The organism is Flavobacterium panici (assembly GCF_903819335.1).
GTDB lineage: Bacteria > Bacteroidota > Bacteroidia > Flavobacteriales > Flavobacteriaceae > Flavobacterium > Flavobacterium panici.
This window is the reverse complement of the sequence record NZ_CAIJDE010000062.1, coordinates 161,162-187,980: the sequence shown is the minus strand read 5'-3', so window position 1 is coordinate 187,980 and position 26,819 is coordinate 161,162. Positions and strand designations below refer to the sequence as shown.

The window sequence follows — 26,819 nt, the reverse complement described above, 5'->3', positions numbered from 1 at the left end:
ATGAGTCAAAAAATCAGAATAAAACTAAAATCTTACGATCACATGTTGGTAGATAAATCTGCTGAAAAGATCGTAAAAACAGTAAAAACTACTGGAGCAGTTGTAACAGGTCCAATTCCGTTACCAACTCACAAAAAACTTTTCACTGTGTTGCGTTCTCCGCACGTTAACAAAAAAGCGAGAGAGCAATTTGAAGTAATGTCATACAAGAGATTGATTGATATTTATTCATCTTCATCTAAAACTATTGATGCGTTAATGAAACTTGAATTGCCAAGTGGAGTTGAAGTAGAAATAAAAGTATAATTTTTTTTATTATATTTTATATATAAAAGCGAGGCAGAAATGTCTCGCTTTTTTGTTTGTATAGAGTTTGTGTATGAGTATCATGAATTTACTAAAAGAAATGAATTGTTATGATTTTGTTTAAAATGTATGCTGTTTTATATTGGTGAAGAGGTTTTTTCTTTAGTAGATGAAGTAATTGTTAAGAATAATATATCTGTCGGTTAAGGGGAGAAAAAATATTTTTTACACATATGGCTTATTGCTAATAGTGGGTTTGATCGTTGGATTTTGATTATGAGCGATTTAATTTTTGTAACTGTTTGGTATATTCAATTTTAATGTATACTTTTGCACTCCCTGTTTGGAAATTTCTGTTATTTTCAAATTGAAGGGAATTTTAGTAATTAATAATTAATATTTATGTCTGGGTTAATTGGTAAAAAAATCGGCATGACTAGCATTTTTGATGAAAACGGGAAAAACATTCCTTGTACAGTAATCGAAGCTGGGCCGTGTGTTGTTACCCAAGTCAGAACCAAAGGTGTTGACGGGTACGAAGCGTTGCAACTTGGTTTCGATGACAAAAACGAGAAACATTCCACTAAAGCGGCTTTAGGTCACTTTAAAAAAGCTGGAACTGTTGCTAAGAAAAAAGTCGTTGAATTTCAAGATTTTGCAACTGAACAAAAATTAGGAGATCTTATTGATGTTTCTATTTTTGCTGAAGGAGAATTTGTAGATGTACAAGGTGTATCTAAAGGTAAAGGTTTTCAAGGGGTTGTTAAACGTCACGGATTTGGTGGTGTTGGACAAGCAACTCACGGTCAACACAACCGTTTAAGAGCGCCAGGTTCTGTGGGAGCTTCTTCATATCCATCTAGAGTATTCAAAGGAATGCGTATGGCTGGAAGAATGGGAGGAGACAATGTAAAAGTTCAAAACCTTAGAGTTTTAAAAGTAGTTGCTGAAAAGAACCTGCTTGTTATTAAAGGATGCGTTCCTGGACATAAAAACTCTTATGTAATCATTCAGAAGTAATGGAAGTAAAAGTATTAGATTTCAACGGAAAAGATACTGGAAGAAAAGTTCAACTTTCTGATTCAGTATTCGCAATTGAACCAAATAATCACGCTGTATACCTTGATGTTAAGCAATATCTTGCTAATCAAAGACAAGGAACTCACAAAGCTAAAGAAAGAGCTGAAGTGACAGGAAGTACACGTAAGATTAAAAAACAAAAAGGAACTGGTACGGCTCGTGCGGGAAGTATCAAAAATCCATTGTTTAAAGGTGGTGGAACAATTTTCGGACCAAGACCAAGAAGTTATTCATTCAAATTGAATAAAGGTTTAAAAAGATTGGCAAGAAAATCTGCTTTCTCAATCAAAGCAAAAGAATCAAATATTATCGTTGTTGAAGACTTTAATTTTGATGCGCCAAACACTAAAAATTTCATTAACGTTTTGAAAGCTTTAGGGTTAGAAAATAAAAAATCTCTATTTGTGTTGGGAGAGTCAAATAAAAATGTATATTTGTCGTCACGCAATTTAAAGGCTTCTAATGTCGTAACTAGCTCGGAATTAAGCACTTACGCTATTTTAAACACTAATAATTTAGTGCTTTTAGAAGGTTCTTTGGAGTTAATCGAAGAAAATTTAAGCAAATAATAGGAGTATGAGTATCATAATTAGACCTATAGTAACAGAAAAAGTAACCAAAGAAAGTGAAGTTCTAAACCGCTTCGGATTCGTTGTTGACAAAAAAGCAAACAAAGTTCAAATTAAGAAAGCTGTTGAGGCTGCTTATGGAGTAACTATCGTTTCAGTTAACACAATGAATGTGAGACCAGATAGATCTACTAAATACACTAAAAGTGGTTTAATCAGTGGAAAGACAAATGCAATTAAAAAAGCAATTGTTCAAGTACAAGAAGGAGAAACAATTGATTTTTACAACAATATCTAAGATAGAAAAATGTCAGTAAGAAAATTAAAACCTATTACCCCAGGTCAGCGATTTAGAGTTGTGAATGGTTATGACGCCATTACAACTGATAAGCCGGAACGCTCTTTGATAGCGCCGATAAAAAACTCTGGAGGTAGAAATAGTCAAGGAAAGATGACCATGCGTTATACGGGTGGTGGTCACAAGCAGAGATATCGTATTATTGATTTCAAAAGAACTAAAGATGGAATTCCAGCTACAGTGAAATCAATCGAATACGATCCAAATCGTACTGCATTTATCGCTTTATTAGCTTATGCTGATGGAGAGAAAACTTATGTAATTGCTCAAAACGGATTGAAAGTTGGTCAGAAATTAGTTTCTGGTCCAGAATCTCAACCTGAAATTGGTAATACATTACCTTTAAGCAGAATTCCTCTTGGAACTGTTATATCTTGTATTGAGTTACGTCCAGGACAAGGAGCGGTTATTGCTCGTTCAGCTGGAACTTTTGCTCAGTTAATGGCAAGAGACGGGAAATACGCAACAATTAAAATGCCATCTGGTGAAACAAGATTAATCTTGTTAACTTGCTCGGCTACAATTGGAGCTGTTTCTAATTCTGACCACCAATTAGTTGTATCTGGAAAAGCAGGTAGAACAAGATGGTTAGGAAGAAGACCTAGAACTAGACCAGTAGCGATGAACCCAGTTGATCACCCTATGGGAGGTGGTGAAGGACGTTCTTCTGGAGGGCACCCACGTTCAAGAAACGGATTGCCAGCTAAAGGTTACAGAACTCGTTCTAAGAAAAACCCGAGTAACAAGTATATCGTAGAACGTAGAAAGAAATAATAAGATATGGCACGTTCATTAAAAAAAGGACCTTTCGTTCATTATAAATTAGACAAGAAAGTTCAGGAAAACGTAGAAAGTGGTAAAAATAGTGTAGTAAAGACTTGGTCTAGAGCTTCTATGATTACTCCGGATTTCGTTGGACAAACTATCGCAGTTCATAACGGTCGTCAATTTGTACCAGTTTACGTAACAGAAAACATGGTAGGTCACAAATTAGGAGAGTTTTCACCAACTAGATCTTTTAGAGGTCATGCTGGAGCAAAAAATAAAGGTAAAAAATAAGAAGCAATGGGAGTTCGTAAAAGAGAAACAGCAGATGCGAGAAAAGAGGCTAATAAGTCTATTGCTTTCGCAAAATTGAATAACTGCCCTACTTCACCTAGAAAAATGCGCTTAGTAGCGGACTTGGTAAGAGGTCAGAAGGTAGAAAGAGCACTTAACATTTTAAGATTCAGTTCTAAAGAAGCTTCAAGAAAATTAGAAAAACTATTATTATCTGCAATCAACAACTGGGAGCAAAAAAATAGTGAAGGTAATTTAGAAGAAGCTGGATTATTTGTTAAAGAGATCAGAGTAGATGGTGGAATGATGTTGAAAAGACTTCGTCCAGCTCCACAAGGTCGTGCACACAGAATAAGAAAACGTTCTAACCACGTTACAATCGTGCTTGGAGCTATCAATAACACACAAAGCAATTCTTAAGCAGCATGGGACAAAAGACAAATCCAATTGGAAATAGACTTGGTATCATCAGAGGGTGGGACTCAAACTGGTATGGTGGAAATGATTACGGTGATAAACTTGCCGAAGATCACAAAATCAGAAAGTATATCCACGCTCGTTTATCAAAAGCTAGTGTATCTAAAGTAATCATCGAGAGAACTTTGAAACTTGTAACCGTTACTATCACTACTGCTAGACCTGGTATTATTATCGGAAAAGGCGGACAAGAGGTAGACAAGTTAAAAGAAGAACTTAAGAAAGTTACTGACAAAGAGGTTCAAATTAACATCTTTGAAATTAAAAGACCTGAGTTAGATGCTTATCTTGTGGCGACAAGCATCGCTCGTCAAATCGAAAGCCGTATCTCTTACAGACGTGCAATTAAGATGGCTATTGCAGCTTCTATGCGTATGAATGCAGAAGGTATTAAAGTTTTGATTTCTGGTCGTTTGAATGGTGCTGAAATGGCACGTTCAGAAGGTTTCAAAGAAGGTAGAATTCCTCTATCAACTTTCAGAGCTGATATTGATTATGCTTTGGCTGAAGCTCACACTACTTATGGTAGAATGGGTATCAAAGTATGGATCATGAAAGGTGAAGTTTATGGAAAGAGAGATCTTTCTCCACTTGCTGGAATGGATAAAAAACAATCTGGTACTGGCGGTGGTAAAGGTGGAGATGCCCCTAGAGGTAAATCTAACTTTAATAAAGGTGGAAAACCAGACGCTCGTAAAAGAAAGTAAATTTTTAAACTAAAGAAAAATGTTACAGCCTAAAAGAACAAAATACCGTAAGGTACAAAAAGGTAAAATGAAAGGTAACTCTCAAAGAGGGCATGAACTTTCAAATGGAATGTTTGGTATTAAATCTGTACATGAAGATGGAATGTTCTTAACTTCTCGTCAAATCGAAGCTGCACGTATCGCTGCAACTCGTTACATGAAGAGAGAGGGACAATTATGGATTAAAATATTTCCAGACAAACCTATCACTAAGAAACCTCTTGAAGTACGTATGGGTAAAGGTAAAGGAGCAGTTGAGTATTGGGCTGCTGTTGTTAAACCAGGAAGAATTATGTTTGAAGTTGGAGGAGTTCCATTGTCAGTTGCAAAAGAGGCTTTACGTCTTGCAGCTCAGAAACTTCCAGTAAAAACTAAATTCGTCGTTGCTAGAGATTTCGAAGCATAATTTATATTTATTATGAAACAATCAGAAATAAAAGATCTTTCTGCAGCGGAGTTGCAAGAAAAGCTTAGTCAAACTAAGAAAGTATATGCTGACCTAAAAATGGCTCACGCTATATCTCCAATTGCTAACCCACTTCAAATTAGAAGCGTTAGAAGAACAGTTGCAAGATTGGCTACAGAGTTAACTAAAAGAGAGTTACAATAATTGTATTCTGCTGAAAGATGGAAGAAAAAAGAAATTTAAGAAAAGAAAGAATAGGTGTTGTTACTTCAAATAAAATGGATAAATCTATTGTTATTGCTGAAGTAAGAAAAGTAAAACACCCATTATACGGTAAGTTCGTGTTGAAAACTAAGAAATATGTTGCACACGACGAAACAAACGACTGTAACATTGGAGATACTGTAAGAATTAGCGAAACGCGTCCTTTAAGTAAAACAAAATGTTGGAGATTAGTTGAAATCTTAGAAAGAGCTAAATAATTATGGTACAACAGGAATCAAGACTAAAAGTAGCAGATAACACGGGAGCAAAAGAAGTTTTAACTATCCGTGTTTTAGGAGGTACCAAAAGAAGGTATGCCTCTGTTGGTGACAAGATTGTAGTATCTATTAAAGATGCAACTCCAAACGGTAACGTGAAAAAAGGAGCTGTTTCAACTGCAGTTGTTGTACGTACCAAAAAAGAAGTGAGAAGAGCTGATGGTTCTTATATCCGTTTCGATGACAATGCATGTGTTCTTTTGAATGCTGCAGGGGAAATGAGAGGAACTCGTGTTTTTGGTCCGGTAGCAAGAGAACTTCGTGAAAAACAATTCATGAAAATTGTATCATTAGCACCAGAAGTGCTTTAATTCGTTTTAAGATGATAAAGCTAAAAATAAAATCAGGAGATATCGTAAGAGTTATTGCTGGAGACCATAAAGGTGCTGAAGGTAAAGTTTTACGTGTTTACCGTGAGAAAAATAAAGCGATAGTTGAAGGTGTAAACCTGGTTTCAAAACATACAAAACCAAGTGCTAAAAACCCTCAAGGTGGTATCGTTAAGAAAGAGGCTTCTATTCAAATTTCTAACATTTCTCTAATTGATCCTAAAACTAAGGAAACAACTAGAGTAGGTATTAGAGTAGAAGGAGATAAGAAAGTAAGATTTTCAAAAAAATCTAATCAAGTACTATAGTAATGGCATATACACCTAGACTAAAAGAAGAATATAAGAGTAGAGTAATCTCTGCTCTTAAAGAAGAGTTCGGATATACAAACGTTATGCAAGTTCCAAAACTTGAAAAAATCGTTTTGAGCCGTGGAGTTGGTGCAGCTGTATCTGATAAAAAACTTATTGACTATGCAGTTGATGAGTTAACAAAGATCACTGGACAAAAAGCAGTATCTACAATTTCAAAGAAAGACGTTGCGTCATTCAAATTGAGAAAAGGGATGCCTATTGGAGCAAAAGTTACTTTACGTGGTGAAAGAATGTATGAGTTTTTAGATAGACTTATTACTTCTGCTTTACCGCGCGTTAGAGATTTTAGTGGTATCAAAGCTACTGGTTTCGACGGAAGAGGTAACTACAATCTTGGAGTTTTGGAGCAAATCATTTTCCCAGAAATTGATATTGACAAAGTAAACAAAATCTCAGGAATGGATATTACATTTGTTACTACTGCAAAAACAGACAAGGAAGCAAAGTCATTATTGGCTGAATTAGGATTACCTTTTAAAAAGAATTAAGATATGGCTAAAGAATCAATGAAAGCCCGTGAGGTGAAAAGAGAAAAAACGGTAGCTAAATATGCTGAAAAGAGAAAAGCTTTATTAGAAGCTGGAGACTATGAAGGTTTACAAAGATTACCAAAAAACGCTTCACCTGTTCGTTTGCACAACCGTTGTAAATTGACTGGAAGACCAAGAGGTTATATCCGTCAATTCGGTATTTCACGTGTAACTTTCCGTGAAATGGCTAACAATGGATTAATTCCAGGTGTTAAAAAAGCCAGCTGGTAATTTAAAAAAGTTTATAAATTGATTAAAGGTTCAGGAGGCAGAGTGCTTCCTGAAAACCATAATCGCAATCAAATACATATGTATACAGATCCTATTGCAGATTATTTGACTAGAGTTCGTAACGCTGTGGCTGCAAACCACAAAGTTGTTGAAATTCCAGCTTCTAATCTTAAAAAAGAAATAACTAAGATCTTATTTGATCAAGGTTATATCTTAAGTTACAAATTTGAAACGAACACTGTTCAAGGTTCTATCAAAATTGCTTTAAAGTACGATAAAGATACTAAAGAGCCTGTAATTAAAGATATCCAAAGAATTAGTAAACCAGGTTTACGTAAGTATGCTGGTGCTGCCAAATTACCGAGAATCCTTAACGGATTAGGAATTGCTATTGTTTCTACTTCAAAAGGTCTTATGACTGGAAAACAAGCAAAACAATTAAATGTAGGTGGTGAAGTAATTTGTTACGTATACTAATTTTAAACACTAGATAAGATGTCAAGAATAGGTAAAAGCCCAATTGTAATCCCTGCTGGTGTAACTGTAGAAGTTAAAGACGGTATTATTACAGTAAAAGGAAAAAAAGGTCAATTAGTTCAGGAGTTTTCGGACGTTAATGTAACTGTTGAAGGCGATCAAGTTTTAGTTGAAAGATCGTCTGATCATAAAGACCACAGAGCAAAACACGGATTATTCAGATCTTTGATCAATAATATGATTGTAGGTGTTTCTGAAGGTTTCACAAAAGAACTAGAATTAGTTGGAGTTGGTTATAGAGCTTCAAACCAAGGTCAAAAATTAGATTTAGCTCTTGGATATTCTCACAATATTGTTTTAGAAATTGCTCCAGAAGTATCTTTAGAAACAATATCTGAAAAAGGTAAGAACCCAATCGTAAAATTAACATCATTTGATAAACAACTTTTAGGACAGGTTGCTGCGAAAATCAGAGGTTTCCGTAAGCCTGAACCATACAAAGGAAAAGGTGTTAAATTTGTGGGTGAAGTATTAAGAAGAAAAGCAGGTAAATCAGCTTAAAAAATAAGATTATGTCATTAACAAAATCTGATAGAAGACAGAGAATTAGATTCAGAATTAGAAAATCGATTAGTGGTACTGCTGCTAACCCAAGACTATCTGTATTTAGAAGTAACAAAGAAATTTACGCTCAACTTATTGATGATGTAAATGGAGTTACTATTTTAGCTGCATCTTCAAGAGAAAAAGAAATAGGAAAAGGTACTAACGTTGAAGTAGCTGCTGCTGTTGGAAAACTAGTTGCAGAGAAAGCGTTAAAAGCTGGGATCGAAACAATCACTTTTGATAGAGGTGGTTATTTGTATCACGGTCGTATTAAATCATTAGCAGAAGGCGCAAGAGCGGCTGGACTTAAATTCTAATATATTATGTCTAAATACAAAAATGTAGAATTGGTAAAACCAAGTGGTCTTGAACTTAAAGATCGTCTGGTAAGTGTTAATCGTGTTACTAAAGTTACAAAAGGTGGTAGAGCTTTCGGTTTTTCTGCTATTGTAGTTGTAGGTGATGAAAACGGAGTAGTTGGTCACGGATTAGGAAAATCTAAAGACGTTTCTGAAGCAATTGCGAAAGCAGTAGAAGATGCTAAGAAAAATTTAGTAAAAATTCCTTTGAATGGACAATCTGTTCCTCACGAACAAAAAGGTAAATTTGGTGGTGCGCGTGTATTCTTAATTCCTGCTTCTCATGGTACAGGAGTTATTGCTGGTGGAGCTGTTCGTTCAGTTCTTGAATCAGTAGGTATTCACGACGTATTATCTAAATCTCAAGGATCATCAAATCCTCATAACGTAGTTAAGGCAACTTTTGATGCTTTATTACAAATGAGAAGCGCTCACACTGTTGCAAAACAAAGAGGTGTTTCTTTAGAAAAAGTTTTTAAAGGTTAATTCAAGGAAATTATGGCTAAATTATTAGTAAAACAAGTAAGAAGCAAAATCAACTGCCCTCTTTCTCAAAAAAGAGGATTAGAAGCTTTAGGTCTACGTAAAATGGGTCAAGTTGTAGAGCATGATTCAAACCCTGCTATCCTTGGTATGATAAACAAAGTTAAACACTTAGTTTCTGTTGAAGAAGCTAAATAACAAATACTGTTATGAATTTAAGTAACTTACAACCAGCTGAAGGGTCAACGCACAATCAAAATAAAAGATTAGGTAGAGGAGAAGGTTCTGGAAAAGGTGGTACTTCTGCAAGAGGTCACAAAGGAGCAAAATCTCGTTCTGGTTATTCTAAAAAGATTGGTTTTGAGGGAGGACAAATGCCACTTCAAAGACGTGTACCTAAGTTTGGTTTCACAAACATCAATCGTAAAGAATACGAAGGTGTTAATTTAGATACGCTTCAATTATTAGTAGACAATGGTGTGATTACTGATTCTGTTTCTATGACAGATTTCGTAGCAAATCGTCTAGCTACCAAAAATGAAATCGTTAAGATTTTAGGTAGAGGAGAATTGAAAGCAAAATTAAAAGTAACTGCCCACAAATTTACTGCTACTGCAAAAGCTGCTATTGAAGCTGCTGGTGGAGAAGCTGTAACTATATAACTTATCTATTAAGATGAAGAAATTTATTGAATCAATAAGTAATGTTTGGAAAATCGAAGAACTGAAAAACAGAATCTTAATTACGTTAGGATTACTTTTGGTATATCGTTTTGGTGCACATGTAACGCTGCCTGGAATTGACGCAACTCAATTAACAGGTTTAGCGGGACAAACTAAAAATGGTTTAGGATCTATCCTAGACATGTTTACAGGAGGTGCTTTCTCTAAAGCTTCAGTTTTTGCTTTAGGTATTATGCCTTATATTTCTGCATCTATTGTTGTTCAGTTAATGGGAATTGCGATTCCTTATTTGCAAAAACTTCAAAACGATGGGGAGAGTGGTAGAAAAAAGATTAACCAAATCACTCGTTGGTTGACTATAGCTATTACACTGGTTCAAGGTCCAACTTATATCTATAATTTATACAGAACGTTACCTGGAAGTGCATTCTTACTAGGATTTAATTCACCTGAATTTTTGTTCTCGTCTGTTATCATTTTAGTTACTGGTACAATTTTTGCTATGTGGCTTGGTGAAAAAATTACAGATAAAGGTATTGGAAACGGAATTTCATTATTAATTATGGTTGGTATCTTAGCTCGTTTACCTCAAGCTTTTATTCAAGAGTTTACTACGAGAGTTACCAATAACAATGGAGGTCCAATGTTGTTAGTTATTGAAATTATTGTGTGGTTATTGGTAATCATTTCTTGTGTATTGCTTACAATGGCAGTACGTAGAATCCCGGTTCAATACGCTCGTCGTACTACAACTGGTGACTATGAGCAAGATTTAGCAGGTGGTAACAGACAATGGATTCCTCTTAAGCTTAATGCTTCTGGAGTTATGCCTATCATTTTTGCTCAGGCAATTATGTTTATCCCTGCAGCAGTAGCTGGATTGTCTAAATCAGACACATCACAATCTATTGTTGGTGCATTTAGTAATATGTTTGGTTTCTGGTATAATTTTGTTTTTGCAACTTTAATTATTGTATTTACATTCTTTTATACTGCGATCACTGTACCTACTAACAAAATGGCTGATGATTTAAAAAGAAGTGGTGGTTTTATTCCTGGAGTTCGTCCTGGAGCTGAAACTTCTGAATTTCTTGATAAAGTGATGTCTTTAATAACTTTCCCAGGATCTTTATTCCTTGCTTTGATTGCTGTGTTCCCAGCTATTGTTGTAAGTATTATGGATGTACAACAATCTTGGGCAATGTTTTTTGGAGGTACCTCATTAATAATTATGGTTGGAGTTGCGATAGATACTATTCAACAAATCAATTCATACTTGTTAAACAAACATTATGATGGTTTAATGAAGACTGGTAAAAATAGAAAAGCAGTAGCTTAATATATTTATGGCAAAACAATCAGCAATAGAACAAGACGGATCAATCATTGAAGCATTATCTAATGCGATGTTCCGTGTGGAGTTAGAAAATGGACATATTGTAATTGCTCATATTTCTGGAAAAATGCGTATGCATTATATCAAATTATTACCTGGTGATAAAGTGAAACTAGAAATGAGTCCTTACGATTTGTCAAAAGCAAGAATTACTTATCGATATTAAAGGATATTCACTATGAAAGTTAGAGCATCAGTAAAAAAGAGAAGTGCCGAGTGCATTATCGTGCGTAGAAAAGGAAGATTGTACGTGATAAACAAAAAGAATCCTAGATTTAAACAAAGACAAGGATAATTATGGCAAGAATAGCAGGGGTAGATATCCCAAAAAACAAGAGAGGTGTTATAGCACTTACCTACATCTTCGGATTAGGAAAAAGTAGAGCTATTGAGATTTTAGAGAAAGCTCAAGTTAGCCAAGATAAAAAAGTTCAAGATTGGAATGATGACGAGATCGGAGCGATTCGTGATGCTGTTTCATTTTACAAAATTGAAGGAGAGTTGCGTTCTGAAGTTTCTTTGAACATCAAACGTTTAATGGATATTGGTTGTTATAGAGGAATTCGTCATAGATCTGGTCTTCCATTAAGAGGTCAAAGAACTAAAAACAACTCTAGAACTAGAAAAGGAAAAAGAAAAACTGTTGCTAACAAGAAAAAAGCAACTAAATAATAAGTAATATGGCTAAAGCAACTGCAAAAAAACGTAAAGTTATCGTTGAATCAACGGGTGAAGCTCATGTTTCTTCTACTTTTAACAATATTATTATTTCTTTGACAAATAAGAAAGGTGAAGTTATTGCTTGGTCTTCAGCTGGAAAAATGGGTTTCAGAGGTTCTAAAAAGAATACTCCGTACGCAGCTCAAATGGCAGCAGAAGATTGTAGTAAAGTAGCTCTTGAGGCTGGACTTAAAAAAGTAAAAGTTTATGTAAAAGGACCAGGAAACGGACGTGAGTCTGCTATCCGTTCTATTCATAACGGTGGAATTGAAGTTACTGAGATTATCGACGTTACTCCAATGCCTCACAACGGATGTCGTCCTCCAAAAAGACGTAGAGTTTAATACTCAAAAATTATAGTATAACCTAGATTGAATATAGATTATCGAAGGATAAGACCTGAATTCATAATCTCAATCTTAAACAATTCAAAATGGCAAGATATACTGGTCCTAGCACAAGAATCGCCCGTAAATTTGGCGAAGCAATCTTCGGAGATGATAAATCTTTCGAAAAAAGAAATTACCCACCTGGACAACACGGGATGGCTAAAAAAAGAGGAAAAAAATCTGAGTACGCTGTTCAGTTAATGGAAAAGCAAAAAGCTAAATATTCTTATGGAATTTTAGAAAAACAATTCAGAAATTTATTCGAAAAAGCATCAGCTACTAAAGGAGTTACTGGTGAAGTTTTATTACAACTATGTGAAGCAAGATTAGATAATGTTGTTTTTAGAATGGGAATTGCTCCATCTAGAAGAGGTGCTCGTCAAATAGTATCTCACAGACACATTACAGTAAACGGTGAAGTTGTTAATATTCCTTCTTACCACCTTAAGCCTGGTGATAAAGTTGCAGTTCGTGAAAAATCTAAATCTTTAGAGGCTATCGAGCGTTCTTTATCAAATTCAAGTCATGTTTATGAATGGATTACTTGGAACAATGATCTTAAAGAAGGAACTTTTGTTTCTGTACCTGCGAGACTTCAAATTCCAGAAAACATTAAAGAACAATTAATCGTAGAGTTGTACAACAAATAATAATTGACTTAGTCGAAATTTATGGCAATATTTAATTTTCAAAAGCCCGATAAAGTTATCATGATCGATTCAACCGATTTTGAAGGTAAATTCGAATTTAGACCTTTAGAACCTGGTTATGGATTGACAGTTGGTAATGCACTTAGAAGAGTTTTGCTTTCAGCGTTAGAAGGTTATGCAATTACATCTGTTCGTATCGAAGGTGTAGATCATGAGTTTTCTACTATTTCAGGTGTTGTTGAAGATGTTACCGAAATTATCCTTAATCTAAAGCAAGTACGTTTCAAACGTCAGATAGAAGATATCGATAATGAATCAGTTACTATTTCTGTTTCTGGTAAAGATCAATTAACAGCAGGTGATTTTCAAAAATTTATCTCAGGTTTTCAAGTTTTGAATCCAGACCTTGTTATCTGTAATTTAGATTCTAAAATCAAATTGAACTTCGATTTAACAATCGAAAAAGGTAGAGGATACGTTCCTGCTGAGGAGAACAAAAAACAAAATGCTGCAATTGGAACGATTTTTACAGATTCTATTTTTACTCCGGTAAAAAATGTAAAATATGCAATCGAAAATTTCCGTGTAGAGCAAAAAACAGATTACGAAAAGTTAGTTTTTGAAATCAAAACTGATGGATCGATTAATCCAAAAGATGCTCTTACTGAAGCTGCTAAAGTTTTAATTCACCATTTCATGTTGTTTTCTGATGAAAGAATTACACTTGAGGCTGACGAAATTGCACAAACAGAATCGTATGATGAAGAGTCATTGCATATGAGACAATTGCTTAAAACTAAGCTTGTTGATATGGATTTATCTGTAAGAGCATTAAATTGCTTGAAAGCGGCTGAAGTTGATACACTTGGTGATTTAGTATCGTTCAATAAAAATGACCTAATGAAATTCCGTAATTTTGGTAAAAAATCTTTAACTGAACTTGATGAACTTGTTGCAGTGAAGAATTTAACTTTCGGAATGGATTTAGCTAAATACAAATTAGATAAAGAATAATTTACTTCATATTTTGCTCTCCATAGTGGATTGTAGCAAGATGAAGATAAAAAAAACACGTCATGAGACACGGAAAAAAATTCAACCACTTAAGCAGACAGACTGGACATAGAAAAGCTATGTTGGCTAATATGGCTTGTTCTCTTATCGAGCACAAACGTATTAACACTACTGTTGCTAAAGCAAAAGCGCTTAAACAATTCGTTGAGCCTTTAATCACAAAATCAAAAGAAGATACGACTCACAACCGTCGTATTGTTTTTGCTTACTTACGCAGCAAATATGCAGTAACTGACTTGTTCAGAGATGTAGCAGCTAAAGTTGGTGACCGTCCAGGTGGATACACTCGTATCATTAAAGTTGGAAATCGTTTGGGAGATAACGCTGATATGGCGATGATCGAACTTGTAGATTTCAATGAACTTTACAATGGAGGTAAAAAAGAAGTTAAAAAAGCTAAAAGCCGTCGTGGTGGTAAAGCTAAGAAAGCTGAAGGTACTGCTCCTGAAGCTCCTGCTGCTGAATCAGAATCGACTACTGAAGCTTCTGAATAATTATGAAAGTAATGATTCTATAGAAATCAAGGATAAGCTAATTTTTAGTTTATCCTTTTTTTTTGATTTTTTTTAGAAGAGTAAAATTTAACTTATTTCAGTGTCAAGGTTTTATTTTTATGAATGAAAAATTTAAAAAATCTTGGCAGCACTCTTTTAAAGAAGTAAATTTGCAAAATATCTAATTACAAATGAAACATCAAAGTTTCATAAGACGATTAAAAACAATACAAATTAAAGAATGAAATACACAACACGACAAAGCGCCATTTTATTACTAAGTGATGGAACTATTTTTCATGGTAAATCTATCGGAATCAGCGGTAAAACTTTTGGTGAAGTTTGTTTTAATACTGGAATGACCGGATATCAGGAGATTTTTACAGATCCTTCTTATTTTGGTCAAATTATGGTTGCGACTAATCCGCATATTGGTAATTATGGTGTTAATGATTTAGAAGTAGAATCAGACAGCATCAAGATTGCCGGTTTGGTTTGTAAAAACTTTAGCTTTAATTATTCTAGAGAAGGTGCTTCTGGAAGTCTGGAAGATTACTTTACGAAACAAAACCTGATTTGTATTTCTGATGTTGATACAAGGGCTCTTGTAAGTTATATTCGTGACAATGGAGCTATGAATGCTGTTATTTGTACAGATGGAACTTCAATTGAAGATTTGAAAAAGGAATTAGCAAATGTTCCTGATATGGAAGGTTTGGAACTGGCTTCAAAAGTATCTACAACCGAGCCTTATTTTGTTGGAGATGAAAATGCAACATATAAAATTTCGGCACTTGATCTTGGAATCAAAAAGAATATTTTAAGAAACCTAGCTAAGAGAGATTGTTATATTAAAGTTTTTCCATACAATTCAACTTATGAAGATTTGAATTCGTTTAATCCAGATGGGTTTTTCTTATCAAATGGGCCTGGAGATCCAGATCCTTTATTTGGAGCGATCGAAGTTGCAAAGAAAATTCTAACAGAGGATAAACCTTTATTTGGAATTTGTTTAGGACATCAGGTCATTGCTTTGGCAAATGGAGTTCAGACTTATAAAATGTTTAATGGACATCGCGGGATTAATCATCCGGTAAAAAATATCATTACAGGAAAAGGTGAAATTACTTCTCAAAATCATGGTTTTGCTGTAAAGAAAGAGCAATTAGATAATCACCCTGATTTAGAGATTACACATTTACATTTAAATGATGGAACTGTTGCAGGTATGAGAATGAAAAATAAGAATTGTTTTTCAGTACAATATCACCCAGAAGCAAGTCCGGGACCACATGATTCGTCATATTTATTTGATCAATTTGTTGAGAATATAAAACTAGCTGTGTCTAAAACGATGTAGTTAATAAATAAAGGTGTTTAGTAAAGAAAATTCGTTTTTAATATTAAATATTTTTCTAATTTCGAAAAAAAATCTATAATCTATTAATAAAAAACAAAAATAATGAGTATTATAATTAAAGTTCACGCAAGACAAATTTTGGATTCCAGAGGAAATCCTACTATTGAGGTTGATGTAGTAACTGAAAACGGAGTTTTAGGAAGAGCTGCAGTTCCATCTGGAGCATCAACTGGAGAACACGAAGCTGTTGAATTACGTGATGGAGGTAAGGCTTATCTTGGAAAAGGAGTTTTGAATGCAGTGAACAATGTAAATACTGTTATTGCTGAGGAATTAGTTGGAACTTCTGTTTTCGAACAAAATACAATTGATCAATTAATGATCGATTTAGATGGGACTCCAAATAAATCAAAATTAGGAGCTAATGCAATTTTAGGAGTTTCTTTGGCTGCTGCAAAAGCTGCTGCTAATGAACTTGGATTACCTTTATACAGATATGTAGGTGGAGTTTCTGCTAATACGTTACCTGTTCCAATGATGAATATCATCAATGGGGGTTCTCACTCTGATGCGCCTATTGCATTCCAGGAATTTATGATTTTCCCTGTAAAAGCAACTTCTTTTACACATGCTATGCAAATGGGAACTGAAATTTTCCACAGCTTGAAAAAAGTTTTACACGACAGAGGTTTAAGTACAGCTGTTGGTGATGAAGGTGGTTTTGCTCCAAATTTAGCAGGTGGTACTGAAGATGCTTTAGATACTATCAAATTAGCGGTTGAAAAAGCTGGATATACTTTTGGTGACGAAATTATGATTGCTCTTGACTGTGCTGCTTCTGAGTTTTATGTAAACGGTAAATACGATTACACTAAATTTGAAGGAGAAACTGGAAAAATCAGAACATCTGAAGAGCAAGCTGATTATTTAGCTGAACTTACTGCTAAATATCCAATTATTTCTATCGAAGATGGTATGTATGAAGATGACTGGGATGGATGGAAATATTTAACTGAAAAAATTGGAAATAAAGTACAATTAGTAGGTGATGATTTATTTGTTACTAATGTTGCGCGTTTGTCAACTGGTATTGAAAAAGGAATCGCTAATTCAATACTTGTAAAAGTAAACCAAATTGGAACTTTGACAGAAACTATCGCTGCAGTAAATATGGCTAAGAATGCTGGTTATACTTCAGTAATGTCTCACCGTTCTGGAGAAACAGAAGATAATACAATTGCTGATTTAGCAGTTGCTTTAAACTGTGGACAAATTAAAACAGGTTCTGCTTCTCGTTCTGATCGTATGGCAAAATACAATCAATTATTAAGAATCGAAGAAGAGTTAGGAAGTACTGCTTATTTCCCTGGATTAAACGCTTTCAAGATCAAATAATCGTAAGAGTTATATGTTGAAAAGAAACCATTCGTGTTAACGAATGGTTTTTTTTTGGAGTTTTAACAAATTCATAGCAGGATTCTTTTTTTAGTTAGTCTTAAATTCCTTAGATTTGATAAATTATTATTTTATAGAATTATTTCCGATTATATTATGTCAAAAATAGCTACATTAGAAGTAGATGGTCAAAAAATTGAACTTCCGGTAATCACAGGAAGCGAAAATGAATCAGCTATCGATATTAACAAATTACGTGATTTAACAGGTATTATTACAATTGATCCGGGATATAAAAACTCTGGATCTTGTAAAAGTGAAATCACTTTCTTAGACGGAGAATTAGGAATTTTACGTTACAGAGGATATTCAATCGAAGACTTAGCTGAAAAGGCTAGTTTTTTAGAAGTTTCTTATCTTTTGATTTTCGGAGAATTACCAACAGCTCAGGAATTAGAGCAGTTTGAAAATGGTATTAAAAAGCATACTTTGGTAAACGAAGAAATGAAAAATATCATTGATGGTTTTCCAAAAACAGCTCACCCAATGGGAGTTTTATCTGCTTTAACAAGTGCTTTAACGGCATTTAACCCAAAAGCAGTTAATGTAGACAATGAAAAAGAAATGTACGAAGCCATTTGTAAAACAATGGGTAAATTTCTTGTAATTGCTACTTGGACTTATAGAAAATCTATGGGTTATCCATTAAATTATTACGATAACACAACAGGTTATGTAGATAATTTTATGCAGTTAATGTTTAAATTACCTACAGGACCTTATTCAGCAAATCCTGTTGTAGTTGATGCTTTAGATAAGTTATTTATTCTTCATGCAGATCACGAGCAAAACTGTTCGACATCTACAGTAAGAATGGTAGGTTCATCTCATGCTGGTTTATTTGCTTCTATTTCTGCAGGAGTTTCTGCTCTTTGGGGACCGCTTCACGGAGGGGCTAACCAAGCAGTACTTGAAATGCTTGAGGAAATTAATAAAGACGGTGGAGATACGGATAAATTCTTGGCAAAAGCTAAAGATAAAAATGATCCTTTCCGTTTAATGGGATTCGGTCATAGAGTTTATAAAAACTTTGATCCAAGAGCAAAAATCATCAAAAAAGCAGCTAAAGAAGTTTTAGAAACTTTAGGTGTTGAAGATCCTATTTTAGAAATTGCTAAAAAATTAGAAGCAGCAGCCCTTGAAGATGATTACTTCAAATCAAGAAATTTATATCCAAACGTTGATTTCTACTCTGGAATTATTTACAGAGCATTAGGAATTCCAACAGATATGTTTACGGTTATGTTTGCTATCGGAAGACTTCCAGGCTGGATTGCACAATGGAAAGAAATGCGTGAAAATAAAGAGCCAATAGGAAGGCCAAGACAAATTTATACTGGACATCCTTTAAGAGACTTTAAGTCTAACAAATAAAAAAACTAAAGCTTTACTTAACTGTAAAGCTTTTTTTATCTTTGTCAAAAATATAATAAAGTTATGTTGCAATTAAATGTAAAGAACGAAACTTCAAGATTGCGTGCTGTAGTTTTGGGTTCAGCCGTTCATAATGGGCCAACTCCTTCATTAGAAGAGGCCTATGATCCTAAATCATTGGAACATATTAAAGCTGGAACATATCCAATCGAAAAAGATATGGTTGCTGAGATGGATGCTTTTAATGCTGTTTTTCAGAAATACGATGTAACTGTTTATCGTCCTGAAATGATTGAAAATTACAATCAGATTTTTGCCAGAGATATAGGATTTGTAATTGATGATGTTTTCATAAAATCAAATATTTTACCAGATCGTGAACGCGAGTTAGATGCAATTCAATATGTGATTGATCAAATTGATGCAATAAAAGTTGTACGCCCGCCAGAAGAAGTTCACATTGAAGGCGGCGATGTTATGCTTTGGAATGATCATATTTTTATTGGAACATACAAAGGAAGTGATTACAAAGATTATATTACTGCCAGAACAAATATGCATGGCGTAAATTATATTAAAGAATTGTTTCCAAATAAAATTGTGAAAGAATTTGATTTAGTTAAATCGAAGTTAGAAGCTCGTGACAATGCGTTGCACTTAGACTGTTGTTTTCAACCTGTTGGAAAAGACAAAGGAATCATTTACAAAAGAGGTTTCCGTGAAGAAGCAGATTATTTGTATTTGGTAAATCTTTTCGGAAAAGAAAACTTATTCCATATTGAAAGAGAAGAAATGTATAATATGTTTTCGAATGTATTTTCGATTGATAAAGATGTTGTTGTTTCTGAGAAAAACTTTACCAGATTAAATAACTGGCTTCGAGCAAATGGTTTTACTGTAGAAGAAATTCCGTATGCAGAAATTGCAAAACAAGAAGGTTTATTGAGATGTTCAACTTTACCATTAATTAGAGACTAAAACAAAAAACATATAAAATGAAACAAACAACAAATGCAATCGTAATGATACGGCCTGTTGCTTTCAGAATGAATGAACAAACAGCTGTAAATAATTATTACCAAAAAGTATTAGACGGATTATTGCCAAGTACAGTTAATGCAAAAGCGCAGCAAGAGTTTGATACTTTTGTTGAAAAACTAAGAGCTGTTGGTGTTGACGTAACCGTAATTGAAGATAATTTGGAAACCGATACTCCAGATAGTATTTTTCCAAACAATTGGGTTTCATTTCACGAAAATGGTGATGTCGCACTTTATCCAATGTTTGCAGAAAATCGTCGTTTAGAACGCCGTGAAGATATTTTAGATACTTTGGAGGAAAAAGGTTTTGAGATTTCTAATATAATGGATTACACATCTGCAGAAGACGATGGTTATTTTTTAGAAGGAACCGGAAGCTTACTTTTAGATCGTGCCAATGCAAAAGCATATTGTGCATTATCGCCTCGTGCTGACGAAGAATTGTTTATTGAGTTTTGTGAAGATTTTGATTATGCTCCGGTAATTTTTGAAGCTTTTCAAACTGTTGACGGTGATCGTAAATTAATATATCATACCAATGTTATGATGTGTTTAGGTGAAACTTTCGCAGTTATTTGTGCAGATTGCATCGATGATAAAAAAGAGCGTAAAATGGTTCTTGATAATCTAAAAGATGATAAAAAAGAAATTATTCTAATTACAGAAGATCAGGTTAATAATTTTGCCGGAAATATGTTGGAAGTTCGAGGAACGAATGATAAAAAATATATCGTTATGAGTGCATCAGCTCATCAAAGTTTAACTCCAAAACAAATTCAACAATTAGAAAAACACGCTGAAATTTTAAGTTCGAGTTTAGATACAATTGAAGCTTGTGGTGGCGGAAGTGCAAGATGTATGATGGCTGAAGTGTTTTTGCCAAGAAATTAAAATTAGTCTATAAATATAAAAAGGGATAAAAACGTAGTGTTTTTATCCCTTTTTTGTTTTGTACAATATGGAAACATTTTAAAAATTTCCTTTTATAATATTTACGATCGAACTTACGATATATTGAATTCCGATAGAAATTACAATGAAACCAACAATTCTGGAGATTGCTACAATCCCAGATGCACCTAAAATTCTTGCCAGATAATGTGCGCTTTTTAGAATTACAAAAATGACTACAGCTATTGCTAAAATTGCAAGACAAGAAAAAACGATTTCCTCCACTTGATGATGTTCCTGATAAAATGCAATTAATAAAGAAATAGAACCTGGACCAGCAAGCATTGGGATTGCTAATGGTGTTAAAGCAATATCATTTCTTTGTTGTACTTCATTTTCAATTTTTTTATTGATGCCTCGTTTTTTATTGAATTTACCAGAAAGCAATGAAAAGCCAGAATTAACAATCACGATTCCGCCTGCAATTCGAAGTGCATCAATACTTATCCCGAAAAAAGTTAAAACATATTGGCCAATAAAAAAAGAAACCAATAAGATAATACCAACATTTATGGCAGTCCATAAAGAAATTCTAGAGCGTTCTTTTTGAGAATCATGCTGCGTTAATCCAACAAAAATGGGAACTGTCCCAATTGGGTTTAGTACTGAGAAAAGTGCAGCAAATAGGTAAATAAATAAATCCATATAATATTGGTTAGTGAAGTAAAAATAGTCAAATTTTAATACTTGGGTGTAAATTTATATGATGATATTATTTTTTACAGTCAATATTCTAAATCAATAGAATAAATTATGCTCGTCCTTTTTGACTACTTTTGTGAAATATTCTAATATAATGAAAAATAAAAAAACATTGTTGCTTGGAGCAACCACAAAACCTGATCGTTATGCTTTTAGAGCAATAAATGCATTAACTCAAAAAGGGCATACTGTTCTTGCAATTGGACAAAACACTGGAGAAGTGGCAGGGGTAAAAATTCATACCAAAGCCGTTCCGGTTAAAAATATAGATACAGTAACTTTATATCTAAATCCTACTCGTCAGCGTGATTATTATAATTACATCGTTGAAGCACAGCCTAAAAGAGTAATCTTCAATCCCGGAACAGAAAATCCTGAATTATATCAATTGTTGGAATTAAATAATATTGAAGTTGAAGTTGCATGTACTTTGGTTTTATTGGCTACGAATCAATATTAATTTTTTCGTGAGCTAATATCGGCTATCCATTATATCTTTTATGGCTTCCGAAATATCGGGATCGCCATAAAAGAATATCGTTTTTATTGATGCTAAAATAAATTCAGTAATAATATATAATCTTTTGAATGCTGATTTTAGATGTGTCAAAGCCGGCTATACCATTAAAAGTATTACTTTTGTCGTCATGGAATTTTCATCAAAACTTATTGAAAAAGCGGTCAACGAGATGTCGCAATTGCCAGGAATTGGTAAGCGTACAGCATTGCGTTTAGTTCTTCATTTGTTAAAGCAGCCAAAAGAACAAACAGGATTTCTGTCACAAGCGTTATTAAATATGCGTGAAGACATTAAATTTTGTCAAAATTGCCATAATATATCAGATACGAAGATTTGTGAAATTTGTGCAAATACTAGCAGAAATCATCAAATGATTTGTGTTGTAGAAGACATACGCGATGTCATGGCGATTGAAAATACTGGACAATACAGAGGAATTTATCATGTTTTAGGAGGTAAAATTTCTCCAATTGAGGGAGTTGGTCCAAGCCAGTTAAATATTTCTACTTTAGTTGAAAAAGTAAAATCAGGAAAAGTGGTTGAAATAATCTTCGCCTTGAGTTCTACAATGGAAGGAGATACCACAAATTTTTACATTTATAAACAAATCGCCGATTCAGAAATTGTGATTTCTACTATAGCAAGAGGAATTTCCGTTGGAGATGAATTAGAATATGCTGATGAAATTACACTTGGAAGAAGTATTTTGCATCGTGTTCCGTTCGAAAAAACTTTCAAAAGTAATTAAATGCCAGTAAATAATATATAGATTTCCTGAAAACTAAAGGAAAAACTATATTTGCGTTAAAATTTTCAAAATGACAAAAAATAGTTTTTATATATTCTTGCTGATAAGCACATTGTTTACATCTTGTATTCCCTTAAACGATCTCGTTTATCTTCAGGATAAAAATACTTCATCAGAGCAAAATAATATTGCATTAGTAGAATCTAAGCCTTATAGACTACAAGTAAATGATGTTTTAACTATTGATATAAAAGCCATCGATCCAAAATTAGTTTCGATATTTAATAAATCAGAAAGTAAGATAGAGGGGAAATCAGAATCGACCTTGTATTTTGATGGATTTACTGTAGATGATCACGGAAATATTAGAATTCCAATTTTAGGGGAAATAAATGTTATTGGATATACTCTTGAAGAAGTTCGCATTAAAATTGAGAAAAAATTACTTGAGGAATATTTTAAAAGTGAAGCTAATATTTTTGTCACAGTAAAATTGGCAGGATTTAGGTATACTATAAATGGAGAAGTTGGAAGTACGGGCACAAAAACATTATTCAAGGATAATGTAAATATAATGGAAGCGATTGCAAACGCTGGAGACATTACAACTGTTGGTAATAGAAAGGCAGTAACAGTTATTAGACAAACTCCAACCGGAGTACAAATGAATGAATTAGATCTTACAGATGTAAACGTAATGAAATCCCCATATTATTATTTGCAGCCAAACGATTATATTTATGTAAAACCGTTGAAGCAAAAAACGTGGGGAACTGGACAAACGGGGATTCAATCTATAGGAACAATTATAACCTTATTGTCATTAGCTACAACAGTTTATTTGATAATCAGAAATTAAAAAATAATTTATTAAGATGTTAGATATAAAAGATTTTTCCATTTTTGAGAATCATTCAAACTTTGATTTTAAGGGATTTTTATTAAAAATCTTAAGTTATTGGAAATGGTTTTTGGCAAGTTTAATTATTGCTTTTACAATTGCATATCAGGTAAATATCCGAAAAGAAAAAATTTACGGAATGCAAACCATGATTTCTATAAAAGAAGAAAGCAATCCGTTTTTTACATCTAACACAAGTTTAGTTTTTAATTGGGGCGGAATTTCAGATCAGGTTAATGGAATTTCTACCATATTGCAATCAAGGTCACATAATGAGTTGGTTGTTGATAAGTTACAGTACTATATCGATTATCTTGAACAAGGAAAATACAATTTAATTGATTCTTATGGAGCAGTTCCTTTTTATGTTGATATAGATAAAACAAAAGGCCAGCTCGCAAATACTTTAATTAGTATTAAATTTTTAAGTGAAAATGAATATCAAATTCAAATACCATTTGAAAGTAATTCAGTTTCGTTAATTACTTATTCTACCAATACTTATAGTAATACTTCTGTACAGCCTTTAACCTTTATTAAAAAATATAAAGTTGGAGAGCACGTTTCTCTGCCTTTTTTAAATTGGAAATTACAAATTAATGATAATCCCGGATTTTATAAGGGAAAAGAGTATTTTATAAAATTTAATGATTTTGACGGAACAGTTTCTCGTTACAAAGGAATAAGTGTAGATAGTGATAAAAATGGTGGATCACTTTTAACTTTAGGAATGCAGGGAACCAATAAAGCCAGAATGGTTGAATATTTAAACGCAACAGTAAAAATGTTGATAAAAATTCAATTAGATGGTAAAAATCAGTTTGCAACCAATACAATAAGATTTATAGACAGCACACTTGTTTCTATGGAAGGACAGTTGAAGCAAACCGGCAACGAATTGAAAAGTTTTAGAAAGGATAAAAATATTTATGAAATTGAAGGAGGAGCATCTAAGTTTTCAGATAAAATAATGGACTTTGATGTTGAAAAAGATCAAGTAACACGAAAAATTGCTTATTATAATTCTTTAAGATCTTATTTAAATAATAGCGTTGATTATTCTAGACTGCCGGCACCTTCTGTAGCAGGTATTGAAGATCCTAATATTGTCACAAATATTTCTAAACTTATTGCTCTTTCTACGCAAAGATCAGAGATGGCTTACGCTGTAAAAAGTGATAAAATTTTTAAAGATTTTGATAATCAAATGCAAGCTGTTAAAAGTGTTTTGTTAGAAAATATAATTTCAGCTAAAGCTTCCTTACTTTATGACCTATCATTGATAAATGCAAAAATTGGACAGGCAGAAAGTACGGTTAAAAAACTTCCAGAAGAACAACAAGAGTTGTTGAAAATTAAAAGGAAATACGATTTAAATGATAATATTTATACCGAATTTCTTCAGAAACGAAATGAGGCAGAAATCGTAAAAGCTTCAAATTTATCAGACATTCACTTTATTGACCCTGCAAAAGATATTGGTGAAGGCTTAATTGGACCAAAAACTTCTGCTAATTATATCCTGGCTTTATTTTTGGGGATATTAATCCCGTTAATAATTGTATCTATAATTTTCTTTATTAATAATTCAATTCAAAATACTGATGATATTAGTAAGTTGACAGAAATACCAATAATAGGAGTAGTAGGATTAAATAAAGACGCAGTAAGTTTAGCTGTGTTTGACAAGCCAAAATCTGCTCTTTCGGAAGCTTTTAGAGGTATACGATCATCATTACAATTTTTATATAAAAGACAACAGCTTTATGGTTCAAAAACTTTGATGATCACTTCATCTATAAGTGGTGAAGGAAAAACATTTTGTTCAATTAATATTGCCACAGTTTTTGCTTTAAGTGAAAAGAAAACAGTTATCGTTGGCCTGGATTTAAGAAAACCAAGATTAGCAGATGAATTCTCTTTAGTAAATCAACAATTAGGAGTTGTTAATTATTTAATTAAACAAAATACTTTGGATGAAATTACAAATTCAACACAAGTTCCAAATCTTGATGTAATACTTTCCGGACCAATTCCTCCAAATCCGTCAGAATTAATTCTAAGTGATGCGATGAAAGAGTTAATAGATGAATTAAAACAAAAATATGATTATATAATTCTTGATACTCCTCCAGTTGGTTTAGTTTCAGATGCATCAGAACTTGTTCAATATGCAGATGTTACTTTATATATTGTTAGACAGAATTATACGAAAAAAGATATGATAACGTTGCTTAATAATAAGGTAAAAAGAGGGGAATTAAGTAATACAAGTATCGTTTTTAATGGTTTCGAAAACAAAGCAAAATACGGTTCTACATATGGCTATGGATACGGTTACGGAGCTTACTCGAATGGATATCATGAAGAAGAGAAACAAAGCGGACTTTGGAACTTGATTTCTGGTAAATTTAGGAAAAAATAATTTTGAACAAATGAACATTTCAAATCAAAATACAATACTAATTACTGGTGGAGCTGGTTTTATAGGTTCAAATCTATCAGAACATTTTCTGGGATTAGGCCATAAAGTAATTTGTTTAGATAATTTTTCTACCGGTCATCGTCATAATTTAAAGCATGTTATAGAAAATCCAAACTTTAAATTAATTGAAGGTGACATAAGAAATATCGAAGATTGTATTCTGGCAGTTGAAGGTGTTGATTATGTTTTACATCAGTCGGCATTAGGATCTGTTCCAAGATCAATAAATGATCCGATAACAACTAATGAAGTGAATGTTTCAGGGTTCTTGAACATGTTAGTTGCTTCTAGAGACGCAAGAGTAAAACGTTTTGTATATGCAGCTAGTTCATCTACATATGGTGATTCTGAAGGATTACCAAAAATAGAAGATGTAATCGGGAAACCATTATCTCCTTACGCAATAACTAAATATGTAAATGAGTTATATGCTGAAATTTTCAGCAGAACATATAACTTAGAAACAATCGGATTACGTTATTTTAATGTTTTTGGAAGAAAACAAGATCCAGATGGAGCTTATGCGGCAGTAATTCCAAAATTTGTTAAACAATTGATGAATCATGAAAGCCCAATTATTAATGGTGATGGAAATTATTCACGCGATTTTACATATATAGACAACGTGATTCAAATGAATGAACTGGCAATAACGACTCAAAATCAATCTGCTTTTAATACAGTTTATAATACTGCTTTTGGAGATAGAAACACATTAAATGATTTGGTAAAATATTTAAAAAAATATTTGTCTGAATTTGACCCAAAAATTGCTGATGTAGAGATTATATATGGCATAAATCGGGCAGGGGATATTCCGCATTCATTGGCAAGTATCGATAAGGCAAAAAGTCTTTTAGGATATAATCCCAAATATTCTCTTCAGGAAGGATTAAAAGAAGCGGTAAGCTGGTACTGGAATAATTTGAAATAAATAAAGATAAT

40 protein-coding genes are annotated in these 26,819 nt (G+C 33.2%); 39 read left to right on the top strand and 1 reads right to left on the bottom strand.

Features of this window, described 5'->3' with window-relative positions; genetic code table 11:
* From rpsJ to ctlX, 34 genes are all read left to right on the top strand, one after another.
* Positions 1-306 (top strand): 30S ribosomal protein S10, encoded by a 306-nt coding sequence (gene rpsJ / locus FLAPXU55_RS20865; protein ID WP_007803605.1) that lies wholly within the window; start codon positions 1-3, stop codon positions 304-306.
* A 402-nt stretch (positions 307-708) separates the two neighbouring features.
* A complete protein-coding gene (gene rplC, locus FLAPXU55_RS20860; protein WP_007803612.1) occupies positions 709-1,326 on the top strand; it encodes a 50S ribosomal protein L3 in 618 nt (205 codons plus the stop codon).
* On the top strand, positions 1,326-1,955 hold the full coding sequence (rplD, locus tag FLAPXU55_RS20855) for a 50S ribosomal protein L4 (protein ID WP_053470827.1): 630 nt from the start codon (positions 1,326-1,328) through the stop codon (positions 1,953-1,955). The genes rplC and rplD overlap by 1 nt, the downstream gene beginning before the upstream one ends.
* Before the next feature lie 7 nt (positions 1,956-1,962).
* A complete protein-coding gene (rplW, locus tag FLAPXU55_RS20850; protein ID WP_012022489.1) occupies positions 1,963-2,253 on the top strand; it encodes a 50S ribosomal protein L23 in 291 nt (96 codons plus the stop codon).
* 9 nt (positions 2,254-2,262) lie between these two features.
* On the top strand, positions 2,263-3,087 hold the full coding sequence (gene rplB, locus FLAPXU55_RS20845) for a 50S ribosomal protein L2 (protein ID WP_035650459.1): 825 nt from the start codon (positions 2,263-2,265) through the stop codon (positions 3,085-3,087).
* Between the two features lie 6 nt (positions 3,088-3,093).
* Complete coding sequence (gene rpsS, locus FLAPXU55_RS20840; protein ID WP_012022488.1) at positions 3,094-3,372, top strand: 30S ribosomal protein S19; 279 nt, start codon at positions 3,094-3,096, stop codon at positions 3,370-3,372.
* A gap of 6 nt (positions 3,373-3,378) precedes the next feature.
* Positions 3,379-3,792 (top strand): 50S ribosomal protein L22, encoded by a 414-nt coding sequence (gene rplV / locus FLAPXU55_RS20835; protein ID WP_007803631.1) that lies wholly within the window; start codon positions 3,379-3,381, stop codon positions 3,790-3,792.
* 5 nt (positions 3,793-3,797) lie between these two features.
* A complete protein-coding gene (gene rpsC / locus FLAPXU55_RS20830) occupies positions 3,798-4,556 on the top strand; it encodes a 30S ribosomal protein S3 (protein WP_012022487.1) in 759 nt (252 codons plus the stop codon).
* Between the two features lie 19 nt (positions 4,557-4,575).
* Positions 4,576-5,001 (top strand): 50S ribosomal protein L16, encoded by a 426-nt coding sequence (gene rplP, locus FLAPXU55_RS20825; protein ID WP_017495016.1) that lies wholly within the window; start codon positions 4,576-4,578, stop codon positions 4,999-5,001.
* A gap of 12 nt (positions 5,002-5,013) precedes the next feature.
* Complete coding sequence (gene rpmC, locus FLAPXU55_RS20820; RefSeq protein ID WP_008464297.1) at positions 5,014-5,205, top strand: 50S ribosomal protein L29; 192 nt, start codon at positions 5,014-5,016, stop codon at positions 5,203-5,205.
* Between the two features lie 17 nt (positions 5,206-5,222).
* The gene (gene rpsQ / locus FLAPXU55_RS20815; protein WP_007803646.1) at positions 5,223-5,483 is read left to right on the top strand and encodes a 30S ribosomal protein S17; all 261 of its coding nucleotides are present in this window, start codon (positions 5,223-5,225) and stop codon (positions 5,481-5,483) included.
* Between the two features lie 2 nt (positions 5,484-5,485).
* Positions 5,486-5,854, top strand: a complete 369-nt coding sequence (rplN, locus tag FLAPXU55_RS20810) for a 50S ribosomal protein L14 (protein WP_007803649.1) — start codon at positions 5,486-5,488, stop codon at positions 5,852-5,854.
* 11 nt (positions 5,855-5,865) lie between these two features.
* Positions 5,866-6,180: a 50S ribosomal protein L24 gene (rplX, locus tag FLAPXU55_RS20805; protein ID WP_053470828.1), complete on the top strand. Its 315-nt coding sequence runs from the start codon at positions 5,866-5,868 to the stop codon at positions 6,178-6,180.
* 2 nt (positions 6,181-6,182) lie between these two features.
* On the top strand, positions 6,183-6,734 hold the full coding sequence (gene rplE, locus FLAPXU55_RS20800) for a 50S ribosomal protein L5 (RefSeq protein WP_017495015.1): 552 nt from the start codon (positions 6,183-6,185) through the stop codon (positions 6,732-6,734).
* A gap of 3 nt (positions 6,735-6,737) precedes the next feature.
* On the top strand, positions 6,738-7,007 hold the full coding sequence (rpsN, locus tag FLAPXU55_RS20795) for a 30S ribosomal protein S14 (RefSeq protein WP_008464305.1): 270 nt from the start codon (positions 6,738-6,740) through the stop codon (positions 7,005-7,007).
* A gap of 78 nt (positions 7,008-7,085) precedes the next feature.
* Positions 7,086-7,484: a 30S ribosomal protein S8 gene (gene rpsH, locus FLAPXU55_RS20790; RefSeq protein ID WP_029272051.1), complete on the top strand. Its 399-nt coding sequence runs from the start codon at positions 7,086-7,088 to the stop codon at positions 7,482-7,484.
* An 18-nt stretch (positions 7,485-7,502) separates the two neighbouring features.
* Positions 7,503-8,045: a 50S ribosomal protein L6 gene (gene rplF, locus FLAPXU55_RS20785; protein ID WP_053470829.1), complete on the top strand. Its 543-nt coding sequence runs from the start codon at positions 7,503-7,505 to the stop codon at positions 8,043-8,045.
* A gap of 11 nt (positions 8,046-8,056) precedes the next feature.
* Positions 8,057-8,407 carry a 50S ribosomal protein L18 gene (gene rplR / locus FLAPXU55_RS20780; RefSeq protein WP_053470830.1) on the top strand — a complete coding sequence of 117 codons (351 nt, stop codon included), beginning with the start codon at positions 8,057-8,059 and terminating at the stop codon, positions 8,405-8,407.
* A 3-nt stretch (positions 8,408-8,410) separates the two neighbouring features.
* Positions 8,411-8,935 (top strand): 30S ribosomal protein S5, encoded by a 525-nt coding sequence (gene rpsE, locus FLAPXU55_RS20775; RefSeq protein ID WP_085950926.1) that lies wholly within the window; start codon positions 8,411-8,413, stop codon positions 8,933-8,935.
* Between the two features lie 12 nt (positions 8,936-8,947).
* Positions 8,948-9,130 carry a 50S ribosomal protein L30 gene (gene rpmD / locus FLAPXU55_RS20770; protein WP_017495010.1) on the top strand — a complete coding sequence of 61 codons (183 nt, stop codon included), beginning with the start codon at positions 8,948-8,950 and terminating at the stop codon, positions 9,128-9,130.
* A gap of 11 nt (positions 9,131-9,141) precedes the next feature.
* Positions 9,142-9,594 (top strand): 50S ribosomal protein L15, encoded by a 453-nt coding sequence (gene rplO / locus FLAPXU55_RS20765; RefSeq protein WP_017495009.1) that lies wholly within the window; start codon positions 9,142-9,144, stop codon positions 9,592-9,594.
* A gap of 13 nt (positions 9,595-9,607) precedes the next feature.
* Positions 9,608-10,954 (top strand): preprotein translocase subunit SecY, encoded by a 1,347-nt coding sequence (gene secY / locus FLAPXU55_RS20760; RefSeq protein ID WP_053470831.1) that lies wholly within the window; start codon positions 9,608-9,610, stop codon positions 10,952-10,954.
* 7 nt (positions 10,955-10,961) lie between these two features.
* Positions 10,962-11,177, top strand: coding sequence for a translation initiation factor IF-1 (gene infA / locus FLAPXU55_RS20755; protein WP_007136545.1), 216 nt, complete (start codon positions 10,962-10,964; stop codon positions 11,175-11,177).
* A 12-nt stretch (positions 11,178-11,189) separates the two neighbouring features.
* Positions 11,190-11,306, top strand: a complete 117-nt coding sequence (gene ykgO / locus FLAPXU55_RS20750) for a type B 50S ribosomal protein L36 (RefSeq protein WP_002987490.1) — start codon at positions 11,190-11,192, stop codon at positions 11,304-11,306.
* A 2-nt stretch (positions 11,307-11,308) separates the two neighbouring features.
* The gene (rpsM, locus tag FLAPXU55_RS20745; RefSeq protein WP_012022478.1) at positions 11,309-11,683 is read left to right on the top strand and encodes a 30S ribosomal protein S13; all 375 of its coding nucleotides are present in this window, start codon (positions 11,309-11,311) and stop codon (positions 11,681-11,683) included.
* An 8-nt stretch (positions 11,684-11,691) separates the two neighbouring features.
* A complete protein-coding gene (rpsK, locus tag FLAPXU55_RS20740) occupies positions 11,692-12,075 on the top strand; it encodes a 30S ribosomal protein S11 (protein WP_053470832.1) in 384 nt (127 codons plus the stop codon).
* 89 nt (positions 12,076-12,164) lie between these two features.
* On the top strand, positions 12,165-12,770 hold the full coding sequence (gene rpsD, locus FLAPXU55_RS20735) for a 30S ribosomal protein S4 (protein WP_029272055.1): 606 nt from the start codon (positions 12,165-12,167) through the stop codon (positions 12,768-12,770).
* A 21-nt stretch (positions 12,771-12,791) separates the two neighbouring features.
* Positions 12,792-13,784: a DNA-directed RNA polymerase subunit alpha gene (locus FLAPXU55_RS20730; RefSeq protein WP_008464329.1), complete on the top strand. Its 993-nt coding sequence runs from the start codon at positions 12,792-12,794 to the stop codon at positions 13,782-13,784.
* A 62-nt stretch (positions 13,785-13,846) separates the two neighbouring features.
* Positions 13,847-14,338 (top strand): 50S ribosomal protein L17, encoded by a 492-nt coding sequence (rplQ, locus tag FLAPXU55_RS20725; RefSeq protein ID WP_053470833.1) that lies wholly within the window; start codon positions 13,847-13,849, stop codon positions 14,336-14,338.
* Positions 14,339-14,579: 241 nt separating this feature from the next.
* Positions 14,580-15,698, top strand: a complete 1,119-nt coding sequence (gene carA, locus FLAPXU55_RS20720; protein WP_180861053.1) for a glutamine-hydrolyzing carbamoyl-phosphate synthase small subunit — start codon at positions 14,580-14,582, stop codon at positions 15,696-15,698.
* A 102-nt stretch (positions 15,699-15,800) separates the two neighbouring features.
* A complete protein-coding gene (eno, locus tag FLAPXU55_RS20715; protein ID WP_180861037.1) occupies positions 15,801-17,093 on the top strand; it encodes a phosphopyruvate hydratase in 1,293 nt (430 codons plus the stop codon).
* Positions 17,094-17,249: 156 nt separating this feature from the next.
* Complete coding sequence (locus FLAPXU55_RS20710) at positions 17,250-18,527, top strand: citrate synthase (protein ID WP_053470836.1); 1,278 nt, start codon at positions 17,250-17,252, stop codon at positions 18,525-18,527.
* A gap of 63 nt (positions 18,528-18,590) precedes the next feature.
* Positions 18,591-19,505: a dimethylarginine dimethylaminohydrolase family protein gene (locus FLAPXU55_RS20705; protein ID WP_180861035.1), complete on the top strand. Its 915-nt coding sequence runs from the start codon at positions 18,591-18,593 to the stop codon at positions 19,503-19,505.
* 17 nt (positions 19,506-19,522) lie between these two features.
* On the top strand, positions 19,523-20,458 hold the full coding sequence (gene ctlX, locus FLAPXU55_RS20700; RefSeq protein WP_053470838.1) for a citrulline utilization hydrolase CtlX: 936 nt from the start codon (positions 19,523-19,525) through the stop codon (positions 20,456-20,458).
* Positions 20,459-20,536: 78 nt separating this feature from the next.
* Here ctlX and FLAPXU55_RS20695 read toward each other — a convergent pair whose 3' ends face one another.
* Positions 20,537-21,163, bottom strand: coding sequence for a MarC family NAAT transporter (locus tag FLAPXU55_RS20695; protein WP_180861032.1), 627 nt, complete (start codon positions 21,161-21,163; stop codon positions 20,537-20,539).
* A 151-nt stretch (positions 21,164-21,314) separates the two neighbouring features.
* Between FLAPXU55_RS20695 and FLAPXU55_RS20690 the strand changes: the two genes are divergently transcribed.
* The 5 genes from FLAPXU55_RS20690 to FLAPXU55_RS20670 all read left to right on the top strand — a co-directional run bounded on the left by FLAPXU55_RS20690 (position 21,315) and on the right by FLAPXU55_RS20670 (position 26,808).
* Positions 21,315-21,680: a CoA-binding protein gene (locus FLAPXU55_RS20690; RefSeq protein ID WP_053470840.1), complete on the top strand. Its 366-nt coding sequence runs from the start codon at positions 21,315-21,317 to the stop codon at positions 21,678-21,680.
* Between the two features lie 187 nt (positions 21,681-21,867).
* Positions 21,868-22,488 carry a recombination mediator RecR gene (gene recR, locus FLAPXU55_RS20685; RefSeq protein WP_180861029.1) on the top strand — a complete coding sequence of 207 codons (621 nt, stop codon included), beginning with the start codon at positions 21,868-21,870 and terminating at the stop codon, positions 22,486-22,488.
* 70 nt (positions 22,489-22,558) lie between these two features.
* Positions 22,559-23,347: a polysaccharide biosynthesis/export family protein gene (locus tag FLAPXU55_RS20680; protein WP_180861026.1), complete on the top strand. Its 789-nt coding sequence runs from the start codon at positions 22,559-22,561 to the stop codon at positions 23,345-23,347.
* Positions 23,348-23,363: 16 nt separating this feature from the next.
* Positions 23,364-25,814 carry a polysaccharide biosynthesis tyrosine autokinase gene (locus FLAPXU55_RS20675; protein WP_180861023.1) on the top strand — a complete coding sequence of 817 codons (2,451 nt, stop codon included), beginning with the start codon at positions 23,364-23,366 and terminating at the stop codon, positions 25,812-25,814.
* Between the two features lie 10 nt (positions 25,815-25,824).
* Entirely contained in the window at positions 25,825-26,808 is a 984-nt protein-coding gene (locus tag FLAPXU55_RS20670) for an SDR family oxidoreductase (protein WP_180861020.1), read from the top strand.
* Positions 26,809-26,819 lie beyond the last annotated feature (11 nt).